Genomic DNA, 16,310 nt, shown 5'->3' with positions numbered 1-16,310 from the left:
TGGAGAATCATGTCCTTGACCACCCCTGCCCGCACGAAAGCGGGCTCGAAGCTCTTGGCACTCACTCTGGCCGTCGGCCTCCTCGCCGGCCCCATCGCCCTCGACGCCCAGCCTGCCGAAGCGGCAACGAAGAAGTGCTCGGCGAAGATGTCGATCTCGAAGCCTCGCCAGTACTCGTACACCAACGTCAACGTCTCGAAGGTCGGGTCCAAGGCAAAGGTGACGACGACCGCCCATTACAAGACCACGACGACAAAGAAGAAGGCCACTGCCTCGAAGAAGGGCAAGGCGTCGCTCAAATACTATATTGCCCGAGCCACTCCGGGAAAGAAGGTCTCCGTGACCATCACCGCGAAGAAGGGCAAGACGACCTGGAAGTGCTCCACGTCGTTCAAGCCGAAGAAGAAGTAATGCTCCCGCCGCGCCTTCGGGCACACTGACGACGGGCATCCTCGTCCGAATACCCTCTGGTCGGAGCCGGTCCCCAACCTACAGCTCGTCACCAACAGCGCCGTCGTCGTGACCGCCCTCGGGCTGAGCGTCGAGGATCAGCGGAGTTCAGATCCTCGAGCGAAGCCCGGGTCAGCCGTTGCCGACCGCTATGATGCAGGTCGGCGACCGGAGATTGGTTGACCTGAGTGAGCACAAAGCGTAGCGTCCGGAATCAGATACCCCTGGGTGGTATCCGCAAAGGAGGTGCTCGATGAACAGCCACATGCAAAGCGGACACGACGATGCTCCCGACGCCCACATTGGTCACTCGACAGGCCAGGCGCATGACATGTCGGGGATGGCGGTCGGGGCGACGCTGCACTGCCTGACAGGGTGCGCGATCGGCGAAATCATCGGGCTGCTAGTCGGGACCGCCGCCGGGTGGTCGAATCTGCCCACCACAATCCTGTCGATCGGTCTGGCCTTCGTCTTCGGCTATTCCCTCTCAGCACTGCCGCTGGTGCGCGGAGGCATCGCACTGTCCGCCGCACTGAGCCTCGTCCTCGTCGCCGACACTCTGTCCATTGCGACCATGGAGATCGTTGACAACCTGGTGATGTTGGTGATTCCCGGTGCGATGAACGCCGGTCTGCTCAATCCCATCTTCTGGGTGTCCATGGCGGTCTCACTGACAGCAGCCTTCTTCGCCGCTTGGCCCGTCAATCGGACTCTGCTGCGTCGTGGAAAGGGGCACGCCGTCACCCACCGCGCTCTCGGCGACGATGCAAACATGGACAATCGGCCGCTGGTCATCGGCATCAGCGCATTTCTGCTCGGGGGCCTGGTCGCTTCGCTCGGTTCGCTGCTGGGCTGATCTGAAGAATCTGCCCGCTTTCGGACGGAATCACTCGCGTACACTCTGGTCGACGAACTGACCTGGCCGCGAAATTCTGGCAACAGGAGCACCTGCCTGAGGAAGGCAAGGAGCGATGACACCGCGTCATCACCGAACCTGTTGAGCACTCGTGCACGAAGAAGCCCCTCGCCATCCAGACGCATCTTCTGGTGGGAGGGGCGTTGCCGAGCCGCCTGCGGGAATCGAACCCGCGACCTATTCATTACGAGTGAATCGCTCTGCCGACTGAGCTAAGGCGGCAACCGACCCAACTTTAGCCAACCTGAGTGCCGGTGGTCAAAACGAGCGACGAACCGCTCCGACGTCCCCGCGGGGACGTCACGGACAGCATATCCGTACCGCTCGAGATGCGAGCATTCACTCGTAATAGCGGACCACCTCGGTGCCGTCGGACTCTGTCGGAGCGGCGGGTGAAGGCGTGAAGTCAGAGCACGCTAACCTGGACAGGACAGACGATCAGCGAGCACAGAAGGTGGCATCCGTGGCAGAGTTCGACTCCGACGACTTCATGAGTGACTTCCAGGCGCTCATCGAATGTGAGTCGTTCTCCAACGACCCCGAATCGCTGGCCCGCAGCGCCCAGCTGGTCTCCCGCATCGGCACCGGGCTGCTCGGTGCCGCGCCGCGCATCATCGACACCGATGGTCACCCGCATGTGCTCTGGCGCTTCGGCACCGGTCCCCGCATGGTCGTGCTCATCGGACACCACGACACCGTCTGGCCGACCGGAACAATCGAGGGCTTCCCCTACTCGGTCAAGGACGGCGTCGTCCGCGGACCCGGTGCCGACGACATGAAGGGCGGACTTCTCATCGCTCTCTATGCGCTGGCGAAGGTCCGTGCCGAACAGGGCAGCCTCGACGGAGTCAGCCTGCTGATCACCGCCGACGAAGAACTCGGCTCCCCCGGCTCCCGACCGCTCATCGAGGAGGAAGCTCGCGGCGCGAAGGCTGCGCTCGTCTTCGAAAGCGGAGCAGCCGACGGTGCGGTGAAGATCGCCCGCAAGGGAGTCGCGATCTACCAGCTCGAAGTCACCGGCCTCGCCGCCCATGCCGGAGTCGAACCGGAGAAGGGCATCAATGCCACCATCGAGGTGGCCAATCAGGTCGTCGACATCGCGAAGTTGCACAAGCCCTCCTCCGGCACCTCGGTGGTGCCGACGGTGATGTCGAGTGGATCGACGACGAACACGGTACCAGCCAAGGCCGTCGTCGGGATCGACTCAAGAGCCGCCTCGGCGAGTGAACAGGTGCGCATCGACGATGCCCTGCGCACGCTGGCCCCCACAGTCGCCGGCGCGAAGGTCGACCTCAAGGGCGGAATCAACCGGGCCCCGCTCGAAGAGGACATGGCCATGGGGCTCTACGCCCGGGCCCAGCGCCTGGCCGGAAAGCTGGGGCACCCTCCGCTGCGATCGGTCGCCGTCGGCGGCGGTTCGGACGGGAACTTCACCGCCGGAGTCGGCACGCCGACCTTGGATGGTCTGGGCACCGTCGGCGGGGGCTCCCATGCGCGCACCGAGCACGCTCTGCAGATCTGGATTCCCCGCCGCATCGAACTCACCGCTGCCCTCGTGGCAGAACTCCTCTCAGAAGCCTGAGACAAGGCCCACTCCCCCGCAGTCGCGACCGGGCAGGTCGGCACCTACGCGGCCGCAAACGAGCGGATCAGTACCTGATCGGCCTCGACCGAGCGGGTCAGCGTCAAATCACTCCGGTCCGGTCGTCCTGCAGCCACGGATTCGACAGCAGCACGAACGCGGATTCGACGATGAGGACCGGTGACATGTTCGTCTGCAGACGCCGCCTGGCCTCGGTGATCGCGTCGATGCGCAGCAGAGTCGTATCCGGTCCGTCCCGGTTCGCCTGTTCGGCGATGAGGTCGACTTCGCCGGCGTTGATCCAGCCGTCGCGGATGCCCAGCTGATACATGAGGATGTCGCGGTAGAGGCTCATCAGTTCGAGGAAGATCCGGTCGAGCTCGTCGTTGCGCGCCCGCACGGACCGCCTCTTCTGCTCTTCCTCGAGCTTCCTGATCTGAGCCCTGGCTGAGGGCGGGATGGTCTTCTCCCCCTCGATGCCCAAGGTGGTCATCAGTTCGCTGCGTTCGGCGGCGTTGCGCTCTTCGACACGCGACTTCGCCGTCTCTGCGGCTTCGTCGACGATACGCCCGGCCAACCGGATCGTCGCCCCCACCGAGGTGAGTTTGCCCGGGATCGCGAGGATCTGCTTGCGTTCAGCGTCGGCTGATTCGTTCAAGGCCAGGTACTTCGCCCGCCCGATGTGGTTCTGAGCCACGGCCGCGGCCCACTGCGCCCGTTCCTCGCTGACATCGTCACGCTGCATGAGCAGCTGAGCCACGGCCTCGCGCGACGGGATCCGCAGACGCACCGGTCGACACCGCGATCTGATGGTGGTGAGCACATCGATCGGGCTGGGGGCGCACAGCAGCCACACCGTCGCCGGCGGCGGCTCTTCGATGGCTTTGAGCAGCACGTTCGCAGTGCGCTCCATCATTCGGTCGGCATCTTCGATGATGACGACGCGCCACTGCGAGTTCACCGGCGCCGACTGCGCCTTCGCCACGAGCTCCCTGACTTCGTCGATCGCAATGACCGACTTCTGGGTCGACATGATCGTCAGCGATTCGTGGTGTCCCGAGAGCACCCGGGACGTCACATCGTTGGACTCCGTCCCGCCTGAGATCAGGGCGGCCGCGAACGCTCTGGCCGCGTTCGATCGCCCCGAACCGGGTGGGCCGGTGAACAGCCATGCGTGGGTCATCGCGGCTGGATCGTCCAAGGCGTAGCCGAGCTGAGTGACCACGTCATCCTGGCCGACGAGTTCGTCGAAGACGCTCACCTCAGGATCCCTCCGGGTTGTTGAAGCGGCGGTTGTTGCGTTCGCGCTGTCTGCGCAGCCGTTCCCTGGCCTGGCGTTCGATCTCGGCCTGTGCCTGCAGGCGTTCGCGGCTCATATCGCGGGCGCTGCGGACCGGCAGAACCGTGGTCTCGGCATCGTCGGTCGAGTCGACGTGGTCGCCGTCATCGGGCGAGTCGCCCGGGGCGACCTGCTGGTCACGGCTGGAGCGTTCGACGACCCGTGTCTCCGCTTCCTCCGGGTCGACCTGCTTGACCACACGGGTTTCGGCCTCGTCGGGATCGACGTAGGTGACGACCCGGGTCTCGGCCTCCTCAGCGCTGTCGGTCTCGATGCGGTTCGTCGGCACGCCGTCCTCGTCATCGGTGTCATCGATGAGTGCATCAGCGGTGCGTCCTCGTGCGGGCAGCACCGTCGTGGCGTCATCCTCGCCGGTCGGAGACGCCTTGGATGGTTCGGGTGACGATTCCGTCGAATCGTTCGCCGAGGCGGCCGCATCGTCACGCAGATCGGCACCGAGATCGACCCGTTCGGTGGGAACGGCTCCGGATTGTGCGACCTCGTCGTCGGTGATGGCGCTGGGGGTGAACCGATCGTTGGTCACCGGCACGAAGCGCGGCCCCCGCTCATGCCAGGAACCGGCATCAGGATCGGCGGTCGGATCCTCGTTCGGCTCCGCCGCCGACTCAGCATCCGCTGACTCATCGGGCACCGCACCGTCGTCTGCGCTTGAGTCCGACTCCGCGGAACGGTCGCGACCGTCTGGCTCGGATCCGCCGTCCGATTCGGACTGCGTGCCCGACGCGGACTGCTCGCCGGAATCGGACTTCGCCTCCGAATCAGACGGGACATGCTCTGACTCCGCCCCCACCTCGGCGACGGCGGAATCACTGCCTGAAGCGCTGTCACGGGTCACGAGTGCCTGCGGAAGCCGGTCACGGATCGCCTGCAGGATCTGCCCGGTGAGCTCATCGGCTCCGACCGCGGCGTCGAGGACGACGTAACGATCGGGTTCCTTGTGGGCACGCGAGAGGTAGGTCTGGCGGACGCGCTGGTGGAACTGCTGGTTCTCCGCGTCAAGGTAGTTGCTCTCGCCGCGCTTGCCCATCCGCTCGGCCGCGACCTCGGGTTCGATGTCGAGGACGATCGTCAGATGCGGGACGAGTCCCTGGGTGGCCCACCGGCTCAACGCGAGAATCGTCTTCTCGTCGAAGCTGCGTCCGGCTGCCTGGTAGGCGATCGTCGAATCGATGTACCGGTCGGTGATGACGATGGCGCCCTCATCCAGGCTGGGATCGACCAGCGACGCCACATGGTGGGCACGGTCGGCGGCGAAGAGCAGCGCCTCGGTGCGGGTGCTCGGCGGTTCGGCATCGAAGAGGACGGAGCGGATCTTCGTGCCCAGTTCGGTTCCGCCGGGTTCGCGAGTGGACTCCACGTGGTAGCCGTCATCGGCGAGAGCTCGGGAGATCCGCTTGATCTGGGTGGTCTTGCCGGATCCGTCCCCACCCTCGATGGCGATGAAGAACCCGGCCCCGAGGCGTTCGGCCGGATTGCTCAGACCGCCGGCCGAGCTCTCGGCCTGATTGGGGGGACGGAAGCCGTGGACGATGTCGACAGACAGACCCTGCAGCTTGTGCGGATCGAAGGTGAAGAGGCCGATGACACCGGCGACGAGCGCGGCGACGCCGAAGACGAGGAAGGCGACATCGCTGGGAGCGAGCACCCAGTCCGGACTCGAACCGACGTCGACGGTGCCGCCGAGATCGAGCGCATTGATGACCATCGCCAGGCCAGCACCGCCGACAGCCCCGTAGCGGCGGGAGAAGTCATAGGGCTGGGCGCGCACGCCGATGCCGACGAGAAACGCGATCGCCGCGGACAGCACGACCTTGCCGGAGAGTTCACCGATGGCTCCGGTCGCCAGCAGCAGGACGCCGGAGACGAGGAGTGCGAAGGTCGACACACGGGGACGAGACATGCCGGGGGCGAAGGTCGGTCCCATCTCGAAGCCGATCGCCCACCCGACGAGGCAGCACGCGATGATGAGCGCGAAACCGGCCTGACCGTAGCCGTGGCTGACCGCCGTGGGCTGAGCGAGGATGAAGGTCGCGCCGAGGACGGCGAAGAGTCCGACGCACACCCAGGGGTTCGCGATCGCCTCGGGCGGCCTGGCCACGCGAGCCTTGAGCTCCGGGAAGGAACCGGTGGTCGCTGTCTCCGCGTGCAGGACGCGTTCGGGCGTGAGGAAGATGATGATGGCGCCGATGGCCATGCCGATGCCCACCAACAGGCTCATCCACCCCAGCGCCTGCGTGCCTGCAGCCGAACCGCCGAGGATCTGGAACGCACAGGAGACGAAGACGAGGACCGCCGCGGGAATGCCCACACGCCGCCACGGCTTCTCGTTCGTGAACGGGTTGATGCTCATGAGCAGTCCGACCACGGCTCCGAGGAACAGACCGGCGACCCAGGTCAGCCAGGCGCTCGGCGCGAGGCTGAGGATGACGAGCAGGGCCGCCTCGACGATGGCGGAGATGCTCAGAGCAGTCTTGCGCACGGCGGGCGGTCGTTTGGCGAAGACCTTGGTGGGGATGAAGAGACCTGCGCAGGAGAGGACGAAGACGATGAGCAGCGACAAGCTGCCCATGCGGTTGTCGAACCCGCCTGCGCTGATGGAATCGGCAATCATGGTGAACGCGCGTCCGCCCACCGTTGCCGTCAGTCCGCTGGTGCCGGCGACCACATAGCTGATCGCGACCAGAGCGATCAGGGCTCCCCAGGTGGCGGTCTCGGTGACCAAGCGGCCGGGGGCTCCGGGCAGTCGGTGTCCTGTAGTCGTCAACATGCTCACGGCTCTACACTATCTGCCCGAACTGACATATCTCTTGGAAACCGGTGCGATCTCGGACAACCTGCACACCGAGGACAGGACAACCAGTGCCCCGACGACCAGCACCGATCCTCTACTCTTGATCTCGTGCACACAGACAAGACCGCGATGACCATGGTGGCCGCCGAGGGCCTGGGCCCCGTCGAGCAACTCGCCTTCGCCCGCGTCCTCCTCGATTCGGTCAAGGCCGGCAGGCGCGGTGCGACGCTGCGGATGTATCGGCCCGCCCCCACCCTGGCCTTCGGTGCTCGCGATCGGTTCCTGCCCGGCTTCGCCGCCGCCATCGAGGCGGCCCGGGACCACGGTTTCACGCCTGCGCTGCGCAGCCTCGGCGGGCGTGCCGCTGCCTACCATCCGGGGTCGCTCGTCATCGATCACATCGAACCGAGTGATGCGTTCATCACGAACACGAACGCGCGGTTCACCGGTTTCGGTCTCGACTACGTCGAGGTGCTGCGCGGAATCGGCATCGATGCCCGCCTCGGCGAGATCCCCGGCGAGTACTGCCCCGGCGAGCACAGCGTCAACGTCGCCGGACGGATCAAGGCCATCGGCACCGCTCAGCGCGTCGTCTCCGGTGCGTGGCTGTTCTCCTCCTCCGTCGTCGTCGAGGATCCGGATCCGATCCGAGCGGTCCTCACCGATGTCGAGGCCGCGCTCGGAGTCGAGTGGGATCCTGCGACGGGCGGGTCGATCAGTGAGATCCATCCCGAGGTGACGACCGATGCCGTCGCCGAGGCGTTCGCCGCCTACTATGACTCCGCCGCCCCGCAGTCGCCCCAGTCCCCCACCGCCTCAGAGCGGGCCGAGTTGGCCGGGTACGTGAACAAGCACGTGCTGTGAGGCCCCGGCAACCCACCACATCAGAATCTCAGAACTCCAGAATCCCAGAGGAGCATCGATGACCGTCACCGTCCGTGAAGCCACGCCTGGGGATCTGCCCGAAATTCTCCGGCTCGTCCATGGGCTGGCCGAGTACGAGAAGGAACCGGACGCGGTGGAGGCCACGGAGGCGGACTTCGCTGCGGTGATGTTCCCCGCCGACGGTCACCCGAACACCTTCGGGCTCGTCGCCGAGGTGGATGGGCAGATCATCGGCATCGCGATCTGGTTCCACACGTTCTCCACCTGGACCGGTAAGAACGGCATCTGGCTCGAGGACCTGTTCGTCTCCCCCTCCCGTCGCGGGTCCGGTGCCGGCACGGCGCTGCTCGGTCGGCTCGCCCGGATCTGCCGGGAGCGGGGATACACCCGCCTCGAGTGGTGCGTCCTCAAATGGAACACCCCCTCGATCGGGTTCTACGAATCGCTCGGTGCGAAGGCACAGGACGAGTGGGAGACCTACCGCCTCGATGGGGAGGCGCTTAAGGAGTTCGCTGACTCAGTGAGCAGCTGACGCGGAAGCTGCAGCTCTGGTGGCCTCTATGCCAAGGTAAGTCTCGAGAAACCGCCGTTGTTTGGTCATTCCAACGTGTTTTCGACGCTGAAAACACATTGGAATGACCAAACAACGACGTGCACACGGCGGTCAGCGGCTCAGGGAGTCTTCGGCTTCGCCGAGCTCGTCTTCTTCGCTGCGGTGGTCTTGCTCGCCGCAGTCTTGCTCGCAGTGGTCTTGCCCGCCGTGGTCTTCTTCGCGGCAGTGCTCTTCGCCGCAGTTGACTTCGCGGTCGTCGACTTCTTCGCGGTCGTCGACTTGGAAGCCGTCGACTTCGAGGCTGTCGTCTTCGCCGCGGTCGTTTTCTTCGCAGGAGCCTTCTTCGCCGCGGTCTTCTTGGCCGGTGCCTTCTTCTTCGCCGGTCCCTTGGCTCGCTTCTCGGCCAGCAGGGTCGCGGCGCGTTCGAGGGTCACGGCCTCGACGGAGTCGTCCTTGCGCAGGGTCGCGTTCGTCTCCCCGTCGGTGACGTAGGGGCCGAAGCGGCCGTCCTTGACGACGACGGGCTTCTTCGTCTCCGGGTCCTCGCCGAGTTCCTTCAGCGGTGCCGCGGCACGGCGACCGCCGCGCTGCTTGGGTTCGGCGTAGATCTTCAGCGCCTCGTCGAGGGTGATGGTGAAGATCTGCTCCTCCTCGGTCAGCGACCGGGAGTCGGTGCCCTTCTTCAGGTACGGGCCGTAGCGACCGTTCTGCGCGGTGATGTCCGTGCCCTCTTCGTCCTGGCCGACGACGCGCGGCAGGCTGAGCAGCTTGAGCGCGGTCTCGAGGTCGATCGTGTCGAGATCCATCGACTTGAACAGAGAACCGGTGCGCGGCTTCGGCTTCTTGGCACCACGCTTCGGCTTCTCCTCGGACTCGGGAAGCACCTCGGAGACATAGGGACCGAAGCGGCCGTTCTTCGCCACAATGGTGTGCCCGGTCTCCGGGTCGACGCCGAGTTCGCGGTCCTCACCGCCCTGGGTCTCGATGAGCTCGGCCGCCTTCGCCGCCGTCAGCTCATCGGGGGCGAGATCCTCGGGCACGGAGACCCGCTTCGGGTCTTCGCCCTCGGCTCCCGAGACCACCTCGAGGTAGGGGCCGTAGCGACCCACGCGGAGGTTCACACCCTCGCTGATGGCCACGGTGTTGACCTCGCGGGCGTCGATGTCGCCCAGGTCGTCGACGATCGCCTTGAGACCTTCCCGGTCCTGCGTCTGGTCGCCGAAGTAGAACCCGGCCAACCAGTCGTTGCGGTCCTCTTCGCCCATCGCGATGCGGTCGAGTTCGGACTCGAGATCGGCGGTGAACGCATAGTCGACGAGCCCGGTGAAGTGCTCTTCGAGCAGGCGGACGACGGAGAACGCCAACCAGCTGGGCACCAGGGCGTTTCCGCGCGTGGTCACGTAGCCGCGGTCCTGGATGACCGAGATCGTCGCCGCGTACGTCGAGGGACGGCCGATGCCGAGCTCTTCGAGCTGCTTGACGAGGCTGGCCTCGGTGAAGCGCGGCGGCGGTGCGGTGGTGTGCCCGTCGGCTTCGGCCTTGACGACCGACAGCGTCTGACCCTCTTCGACCTGCGGCAGTCGCGATTCCCCGGACTTCGTGTCATACCGGGAGGCGTCGGTGCCCTCTTCGTAGGCGGCGAGGAAGCCGCGGAAGGTGATGACGGTGCCACTCGCGCTGAAGCCGGCCTCGTGGCCGTTCGCGAGTGCGGCGCTGACCTTGATGGTCGCGGTCTTGCCCTTCGCGTCGGCCATCTGGCTGGCAACGGTGCGCTTCCAGATGAGGTCGTAGAGACGGAATTCGTCCCCGCTGAGCTGCTTGGACACCTGGGCCGGGGTCCGGAAGGAGTCACCGGCGGGGCGGATCGCCTCGTGGGCCTCCTGCGCGGACTTCTGCTTGCTCGCGTACTGGCGCGGCGACTGCGGCACGAATTCGGGGCCGTAGAGTTCGGTCACCTGCTTCCGGGCGGCCGCGATGGCCTGACCGGACAGTGCCGAGGAGTCCGTACGCATGTACGTGATGTAGCCGTGTTCGTACAGCGACTGCGCGGTGCGCATCGCCTGGCGGGCGCTCATGCGCAGCTTGCGGCCGGCCTCCTGCTGCAGCGTCGAGGTGGTGAACGGTGCGGCCGGGCGGCGGGAGTAGGGCTTCGACTCCACCGCGGTCACGGTCAGCGCGTCCTTCGCGGTGCCGTTCAGTTCCGTGGCCAGCGCTTCCGCACGGGCCTGGTCGACGACCGTCGCCGAGGTGGTCTTCAGTTGGCCCTTGTCGTTGAAGTCCCTGCCGGTGGCGACCCGTGACCCGTCGAGGGTGGTGAGGTTCGCGGCGAACGGGTTCGTCCCGTCGGGCAGGCCGAGGTCGATGTCGAGGTCCCAGTAGTCGGCCGGCACGAACGCCATGCGTTCGCGTTCGCGTTCGACGACGAGGCGGGTGGCCACGGACTGCACTCGTCCGGCGGAGAGGCCCGCTCGGATCTTGCGCCACAGCACAGGTGAGACCTCATAGCCGTAGAGACGGTCGAGGATGCGGCGGGTCTCCTGCGCGTCGACGAGTGAGGTGTCGATGTCGCGGGTGTTCTCAAGTGCCCGTTCGATCGCTTCGGGGGTGATCTCGTGGAAGACCATGCGCTTGACGGGGATCTTCGGCTTGAGCACCTCGAGCAGGTGCCACGCGATGGCCTCTCCCTCGCGGTCCTCATCCGTTGCCAGATAGAGTTCGTCGGCGTCCTTGAGCAGGCGCTTGAGTTCGGTGACCTTCTTCTTCTTGCCCGGGTCGACCCGGTAGTAGGGGTCGAAGCCGTTGTCGACGTCGACCGCGAACTTCCCGTACGGCCCCTTCTTCATATCCGCGGGCAGTTCCGAGGGGGTAGGCAGGTCGCGGATGTGGCCGACTGAGGCCTCGACGTCATAACCGTCGCCGAGGTATCCCACGATCGTTCGCGCCTTCGTCGGAGACTCGACGATGACGAGGCGACGGGGCTTCTTCTCGGTTGTGGTCACGCTTTCACATTCCTCTCACGGCACCTGCTGCTTCATGCAACGGACGATCCGGCCCAATGTAACACTGTTGTTCGGGCCTGCTCCGCATCGGGCCGACCAGGCCGGACACGGCGTCAACGGTTTTCGATCCTATCCCTATTCCTCGACCGGTCGAGTCACTCTTCCTCATCCCGCCACGTCGCTCAGCCGTCCTCGGGGCCGCTTCCGGGCAACAGGGCCCCTGCCGCGGCCAGGGCTCTGACCTGGGCGATCAGCTGGTCTTCCAAGGCCGTGGCATCCACCTCGAGCAGCTGCGCAAGGGCACCTGCCGTCTGCCGCAGCGTGAGCGATCCGTCGGCCACGGACACGAACCCGGCCAAGGCCGTGTCGAGGTCGAAGACCTGCCCGAAGCCGATCCCCTGTTCCAGGGTGATCGAACTCGGTTCCGACTCACCGGGCACGAAATGGCGGTGTTCGACGAGGTCCGGTGACCGGGTGAAGGCGGTCTGAGCGATCTCCTCGGGCCCGGCCCCGGCCAACCAGGTGCGGATGGCGATGACCGTGGTGAGGAATTCGGCGAGTCCGTGCGGATTGTTCGCCGGCGCCGAGGTGATCCGCACACTGGTCTTGAATGTGCCGGTGTCAATCGTTGGCACATCGTTATCGGCCCGGACCATGAGCACGTACCCGAAGACGATCTCCTCCACAGCTCGAGCGTCGAAGTCGTCGAGCCAGTCGGTCACGGCGGTGTTCCAGGAGTCGCTGGCTCGCGGGATGCCGCCGTCACGGACCCAGGTCTCGGCGTAGGCGACGGGGTCGAGGGCTTCGCGTTCGATGACGAACACGGAGGTGTCGTCCTCGCTCACCCAGGTCTCCGGCCCGTCCCCGCTGCCCGAGGTGGTCTCCCAGTTGCCGAGGCAGACGCTGCGTCCGCCGGGGGCGAGGACGGTGGGGATTCGGGCGAAGAGGGCCCGGACGAGGGCGTCGCCGGTCATTCCGCCGTCGCGGTATTCGAACGTGGTGTCAGTGCTGCGCGGGGTGATGACGAAGGGAGGGTTGGACACGAGGAGGTCGACCCTCTCATGCAGCGGTTCGAGCAGGGATCCGTGGCGGAAGTCGATGGTGTCCACCCCGTTGATCTGCGCCGACAGGGACGCCAGGTGCAGGGCGCGGTGGGAGATGTCGGTGGCGATGACCTTCTGGCTGTGGCGGGCCAGCAGCAGGGCCTGGATGCCGCAGCCGGTGCCGATGTCGGCGGCCAGTTCGACCGGTTCACGCGGGGTGATGGACACGAGGGTGCGCCCGGCCCCGCCGAGTCCGAGGACGAACTCCCCGTCGAGGACGTCGGGGTTGGTCAGAGTGCCGTGGTCGGCCACGAGGTAGAGGTTCTCATCGCCTGGCCTGAAGCCTCGCGGGACGCCGACGGGGAGGTCATAGGGGGTCAGCGCGAACGGGGCGCAGACCTCGGCGTCGGTGATCTCGATCAGCCCCGCCTCGGCGGCGGTGTCGAAGGACTCCCCCAGCACGGTGCGGATCGTCTCGATCTCGACGCTGCGGTGGAGGTGGAAGAGCAGCGCCAGGCCGGCCAGCCCCCGGTCGGCGGATGCGGTCGCGTCATCTGCGAGCAGACGTGAGCAGGCGCGGATGGCAGGTGCGGCGTCATTGCGCAGCAGCGCCTCCGAGGTCGGCCCACCCCAGAGCTGTCGCAGTCGCGGTTCGGTGTAGCCGGCACGGTAGAGGGTCTCGCCCAGGCGGGTCAGCGGTAGATCGGTCACAGAAGAATCCTAACGACTGCGCCATAATTGACCCATGGCCTCCTCTGCTCTCCTCGACATCGTCACCGGTTTCGGTGCCCGGGATGAGCGCATCGTCCACGTCCGCGACGTCCCGCAGCGCTTCGAGTCCGATGCCGCCTGGCCGGACTGGATCGACGAGGAGCTCAAGCACGCCTGCCATGCGATCGGCGTCGACGCCCTGTGGCAGCACCAGCTCGAGGCCGCGACCGCCGCCAGGGGCGGATCCGATGTCGTCATCGCCACCCCCACCGCCTCGGGCAAGTCCCTGGGGTTCTGGCTGCCGGTGCTCGAATCCGTCCAGGCCACGCGGGACAAGCTGCGCACCGCCTCAGCGATCTACATCGCCCCGACGAAAGCACTGGCCGCCGATCAGCTGGCGAAACTGGAGCGATTCATCATCCAGGGCATGCGACCGGCGGCCTACGACGGGGACACCTCGCAGGCGTCGAAGGACTGGGCCCGGCGGCATGCGAACATCATCTTCACCAACCCGGACATGCTCCACCGGTCGATCCTGCCCCAGCACGAACGCTTCACCCGGATGTTCAAGAATCTGCGCTTCATCGTCATCGACGAAGCCCACCGGTACCGTGGAGTCTTCGGCTCTCATGTCGCCCTCATCCTCCGTCGCCTGCTGCGCATCGCCGCGCACTACGGGGCGTCGCCGGTCGTCATCGGGGCCTCGGCGACGATGGCGGATCCGGATGCGGCGTTCGCGAAGCTCACCGGTCGGCCCGCTCACGCCGTGAGCCTCGATTCCTCCCCGCGGGCCGCCGGCAGCTTCGCCCTGTGGGAGCCTCCGGTCTCGCCCGGCGGGGATCGGCGCAGCGGGCTGGTCGAGGCCGCAGACATCATCACCGATGCGATGTGCGCAGGCTACCGTTCGATCACGTTCATCGCCTCCCGCCGCGGCACCGAGGCGCTCGCGCAGACCGTCCGCGATCAGGTCGGAGCGGTCGATGACTCACTGACCGGGAAGGTCGCCGCCTACCGGGGCGGGTACCTGGCCGAGGAGCGGCGGATGCTCGAGACCGCTCTGCGGTCGGGTCAGCTGCTGGCGGTGGCCTCGACGAACGCCCTGGAGTTGGGCATCGACATCTCCGGTCTCGACCTCGTCATCATCTCCGGCTGGCCGGGCACCCTGGCCTCCCTGTGGCAGCAGGCGGGGCGGGCCGGGAGGGCCGGGCAGCGGTGGATGGCTGTGTTCATCGCCCGCGATGACCCGCTGGATACGTACGTCGTCCACCATCCCGAGGTCATCTTCGACTCCCCCGTCGATGCCGGGGTCATCCACCCGGGCAATCCGCACGTGCTCTCCGGGCATCTGTGCGCGGCCGCCGCCGAGGTGCCTCTGAAGGCAGGCGATCTCATGCACTTCCCGGACAATGCGCGTGAGGTCATCGACGACCTCGTCGAGCGGAAGATGCTGCGGGCACGGCCCACCGGATGGTTCTGGGCCAAGGACGAACCGGCGACGGATCTCTCCGACATCCGCGGGGCCGGGGGTGGACAGTTCCGCCTCGTCGAGTCGAGCACGGGCACACTGTTGGGCACCGTCGACGAGTCTGGGGCGCACACCGGCGCCCATCCGGGTGCGGTGTATACGCATCAGGGCGTCGACTTCACCGTCCTCGATCTCGACCTCGACGAACGCATCGTCTTGGTCGAACGCAGCGAGGTCGATTACACGACGCAGCCACGTTCGGCCACGGAGATCGAGATCGTCGACACCGACGCGCAGCGGGTGCTGCCCTCTGGAGTGGCAGTGTGCAGCGGGACCGTCGACGTCAAGGACCAGGTCGTGGCCTACCGGATGCGAGCGAAGCGCGGTGGGGCGATCATCGCCGAGCACGAACTCGACCTGCCCGAACGCACCCTGCAGACGAAGGCCGTGTGGTGGACGATCCCGCAGACGGTCCTCGATGAGGCCGAGGTCGCCTCCGGTGACCTGCCCGGAGCCGTCCATGCCGCTGAGCATGCCTCGATCGGGCTGCTGCCCCTCTTCGCCGGCTGCGACCGGTGGGACATCGGCGGGGTGTCGACGGCGCTGCATGCCGATACCGGCCTGGCGACCGTGTTCGTCTACGACGGGTTGGCCGGGGGTGCCGGTTTCGCCGAACGCGGCAGCGAGGTCATCGAAGACTGGCTGGCCGCAACACGGGATGCCATCGCGGCGTGTGAGTGCATCGACGGCTGCCCCTCCTGCGTGCAGTCACCGAAATGCGGCAACGGCAATGAACCCTTGGAGAAGGACGCCGCGCTGCGCCTGCTGCGCACCGTGCTGCAGTGACGGCTCTACTTGCCCGCCACAGCCTTCTCCCTGACCTTCGGCAGCGGTCCCGGGATGTCGACCTCGACGACGACGTAGGCGGACTGTTCGCTCATCGACGCCCGACAGTCGCCGAGCCTACCGCCGTTGCGCTCAGCCACCTCCTTCGCGATCTCACAGGGCTCGCCGGTCGCGAGTCCGCGCACGGCATCGGCGGCGGCCAGCGCCGCCAGGTCGGCGGCACTCTGGGCTCGACTGTGAGCGACGAACGCCTGCCCGAGACTGCCGATCGCGGTGACGAGGACGAGGATGATCGAGCACAGTCCTACGACGATGTTCGTCATGACGTTCCTCCTCGGTCCCCTTCGTATCTGGCGGTGGCGGCGGCATCGACGGTGTCGAAGAAGAAGATCGCGGCCGGCAGACGGATGGTCACGGTGACGACGGAATAGCCGCCGTCGGCACGGACGGTGACCGATGAGGCCTCCCCTGCGTGCTTCTTCGCTTCGGCGACGACGGCCGCCTGCGACTCGCCGCGGGCGATCTCACGGGCCGCCGAGCGTGCCGCGTCGAAGGCTCGCAGCTGGGAGAAGCCGACCGCGGCGGCTCCCGTGAGCAGAACGATGAGCAGGACGATGGCGGGCATGACGACGGCGAATTCGGCCGTCGCCGTGCCCGCGTCACGGCCCTGCCTGTCGTCGACAGCACGGGAGCCTCGCCGGTTCATCTC

12 protein-coding genes and 1 tRNA gene are annotated in these 16,310 nt (G+C 66.6%); 6 read left to right on the top strand and 7 right to left on the bottom strand.

What is annotated here, in order from left to right:
* Window positions 1-9 precede the first annotated feature (9 nt).
* Window positions 10-411, top strand: coding sequence for a hypothetical protein (locus J9314_RS05295; protein ID WP_210604857.1), 402 nt, complete (start codon window positions 10-12; stop codon window positions 409-411).
* Window positions 412-703: 292 nt separating this feature from the next.
* Window positions 704-1,306: a DUF4396 domain-containing protein gene (locus J9314_RS05290; protein ID WP_246490624.1), complete on the top strand. Its 603-nt coding sequence runs from the start codon at window positions 704-706 to the stop codon at window positions 1,304-1,306.
* A 209-nt stretch (window positions 1,307-1,515) separates the two neighbouring features.
* Here J9314_RS05290 and J9314_RS05285 read toward each other — a convergent pair.
* A tRNA-Thr gene (locus J9314_RS05285) sits at window positions 1,516-1,588 on the bottom strand.
* A 241-nt stretch (window positions 1,589-1,829) separates the two neighbouring features.
* Here J9314_RS05285 and J9314_RS05280 point away from each other — a divergent pair.
* Window positions 1,830-2,948 (top strand): M20/M25/M40 family metallo-hydrolase, encoded by a 1,119-nt coding sequence (locus J9314_RS05280; RefSeq protein ID WP_210604856.1) that lies wholly within the window; start codon window positions 1,830-1,832, stop codon window positions 2,946-2,948.
* 103 nt (window positions 2,949-3,051) lie between these two features.
* On the opposite strand, the gene J9314_RS05275 is transcribed toward J9314_RS05280, so the two are convergent.
* Both J9314_RS05275 and tmk read right to left on the bottom strand, forming a co-directional pair.
* Window positions 3,052-4,209: a DNA polymerase III subunit delta' gene (locus J9314_RS05275; RefSeq protein WP_210604855.1), complete on the bottom strand. Its 1,158-nt coding sequence runs from the start codon at window positions 4,207-4,209 to the stop codon at window positions 3,052-3,054.
* Between the two features lies 1 nt (window position 4,210).
* Window positions 4,211-7,075: a dTMP kinase gene (gene tmk / locus J9314_RS05270; RefSeq protein WP_210605539.1), complete on the bottom strand. Its 2,865-nt coding sequence runs from the start codon at window positions 7,073-7,075 to the stop codon at window positions 4,211-4,213.
* 153 nt (window positions 7,076-7,228) lie between these two features.
* Here tmk and J9314_RS05265 point away from each other — a divergent pair, with 153 nt between their 5' ends.
* Together J9314_RS05265 and J9314_RS05260 are read left to right on the top strand one after the other, a co-directional pair.
* Window positions 7,229-7,963, top strand: a complete 735-nt coding sequence (locus tag J9314_RS05265; protein ID WP_246490734.1) for a lipoate--protein ligase family protein — start codon at window positions 7,229-7,231, stop codon at window positions 7,961-7,963.
* A 58-nt stretch (window positions 7,964-8,021) separates the two neighbouring features.
* Window positions 8,022-8,516, top strand: a complete 495-nt coding sequence (locus J9314_RS05260; RefSeq protein ID WP_210604854.1) for a GNAT family N-acetyltransferase — start codon at window positions 8,022-8,024, stop codon at window positions 8,514-8,516.
* Between the two features lie 140 nt (window positions 8,517-8,656).
* On the opposite strand, the gene topA is transcribed toward J9314_RS05260, so the two are convergent.
* Window positions 8,657-11,536, bottom strand: a complete 2,880-nt coding sequence (gene topA / locus J9314_RS05255; protein ID WP_210604853.1) for a type I DNA topoisomerase — start codon at window positions 11,534-11,536, stop codon at window positions 8,657-8,659.
* Between the two features lie 182 nt (window positions 11,537-11,718).
* Window positions 11,719-13,290, bottom strand: coding sequence for a DUF7059 domain-containing protein (locus J9314_RS05250; RefSeq protein WP_246490623.1), 1,572 nt, complete (start codon window positions 13,288-13,290; stop codon window positions 11,719-11,721).
* A gap of 34 nt (window positions 13,291-13,324) precedes the next feature.
* Between J9314_RS05250 and J9314_RS05245 the strand changes: the two genes are divergently transcribed.
* A complete protein-coding gene (locus tag J9314_RS05245; RefSeq protein WP_210604852.1) occupies window positions 13,325-15,601 on the top strand; it encodes a DEAD/DEAH box helicase in 2,277 nt (758 codons plus the stop codon).
* Between the two features lie 5 nt (window positions 15,602-15,606).
* Here J9314_RS05245 and J9314_RS05240 read toward each other — a convergent pair whose 3' ends face one another.
* Both J9314_RS05240 and J9314_RS05235 read right to left on the bottom strand, forming a co-directional pair.
* On the bottom strand, window positions 15,607-15,924 hold the full coding sequence (locus J9314_RS05240) for an Rv3654c family TadE-like protein (protein WP_181274665.1): 318 nt from the start codon (window positions 15,922-15,924) through the stop codon (window positions 15,607-15,609).
* Window positions 15,921-16,307 (bottom strand): TadE family protein, encoded by a 387-nt coding sequence (locus J9314_RS05235; protein ID WP_210604851.1) that lies wholly within the window; start codon window positions 16,305-16,307, stop codon window positions 15,921-15,923. Before J9314_RS05235 ends, J9314_RS05240 begins: the two co-directional genes overlap by 4 nt.
* Between the last annotated feature and the right edge of the window lie 3 nt (window positions 16,308-16,310).

The sequence above is a fragment of the Brevibacterium oceani genome (assembly GCF_017948325.1).
GTDB classification, from domain to species: Bacteria; Actinomycetota; Actinomycetes; order Actinomycetales; family Brevibacteriaceae; genus Brevibacterium; species Brevibacterium oceani.
This window is presented reverse-complemented; position numbering and strand designations above follow the sequence as displayed.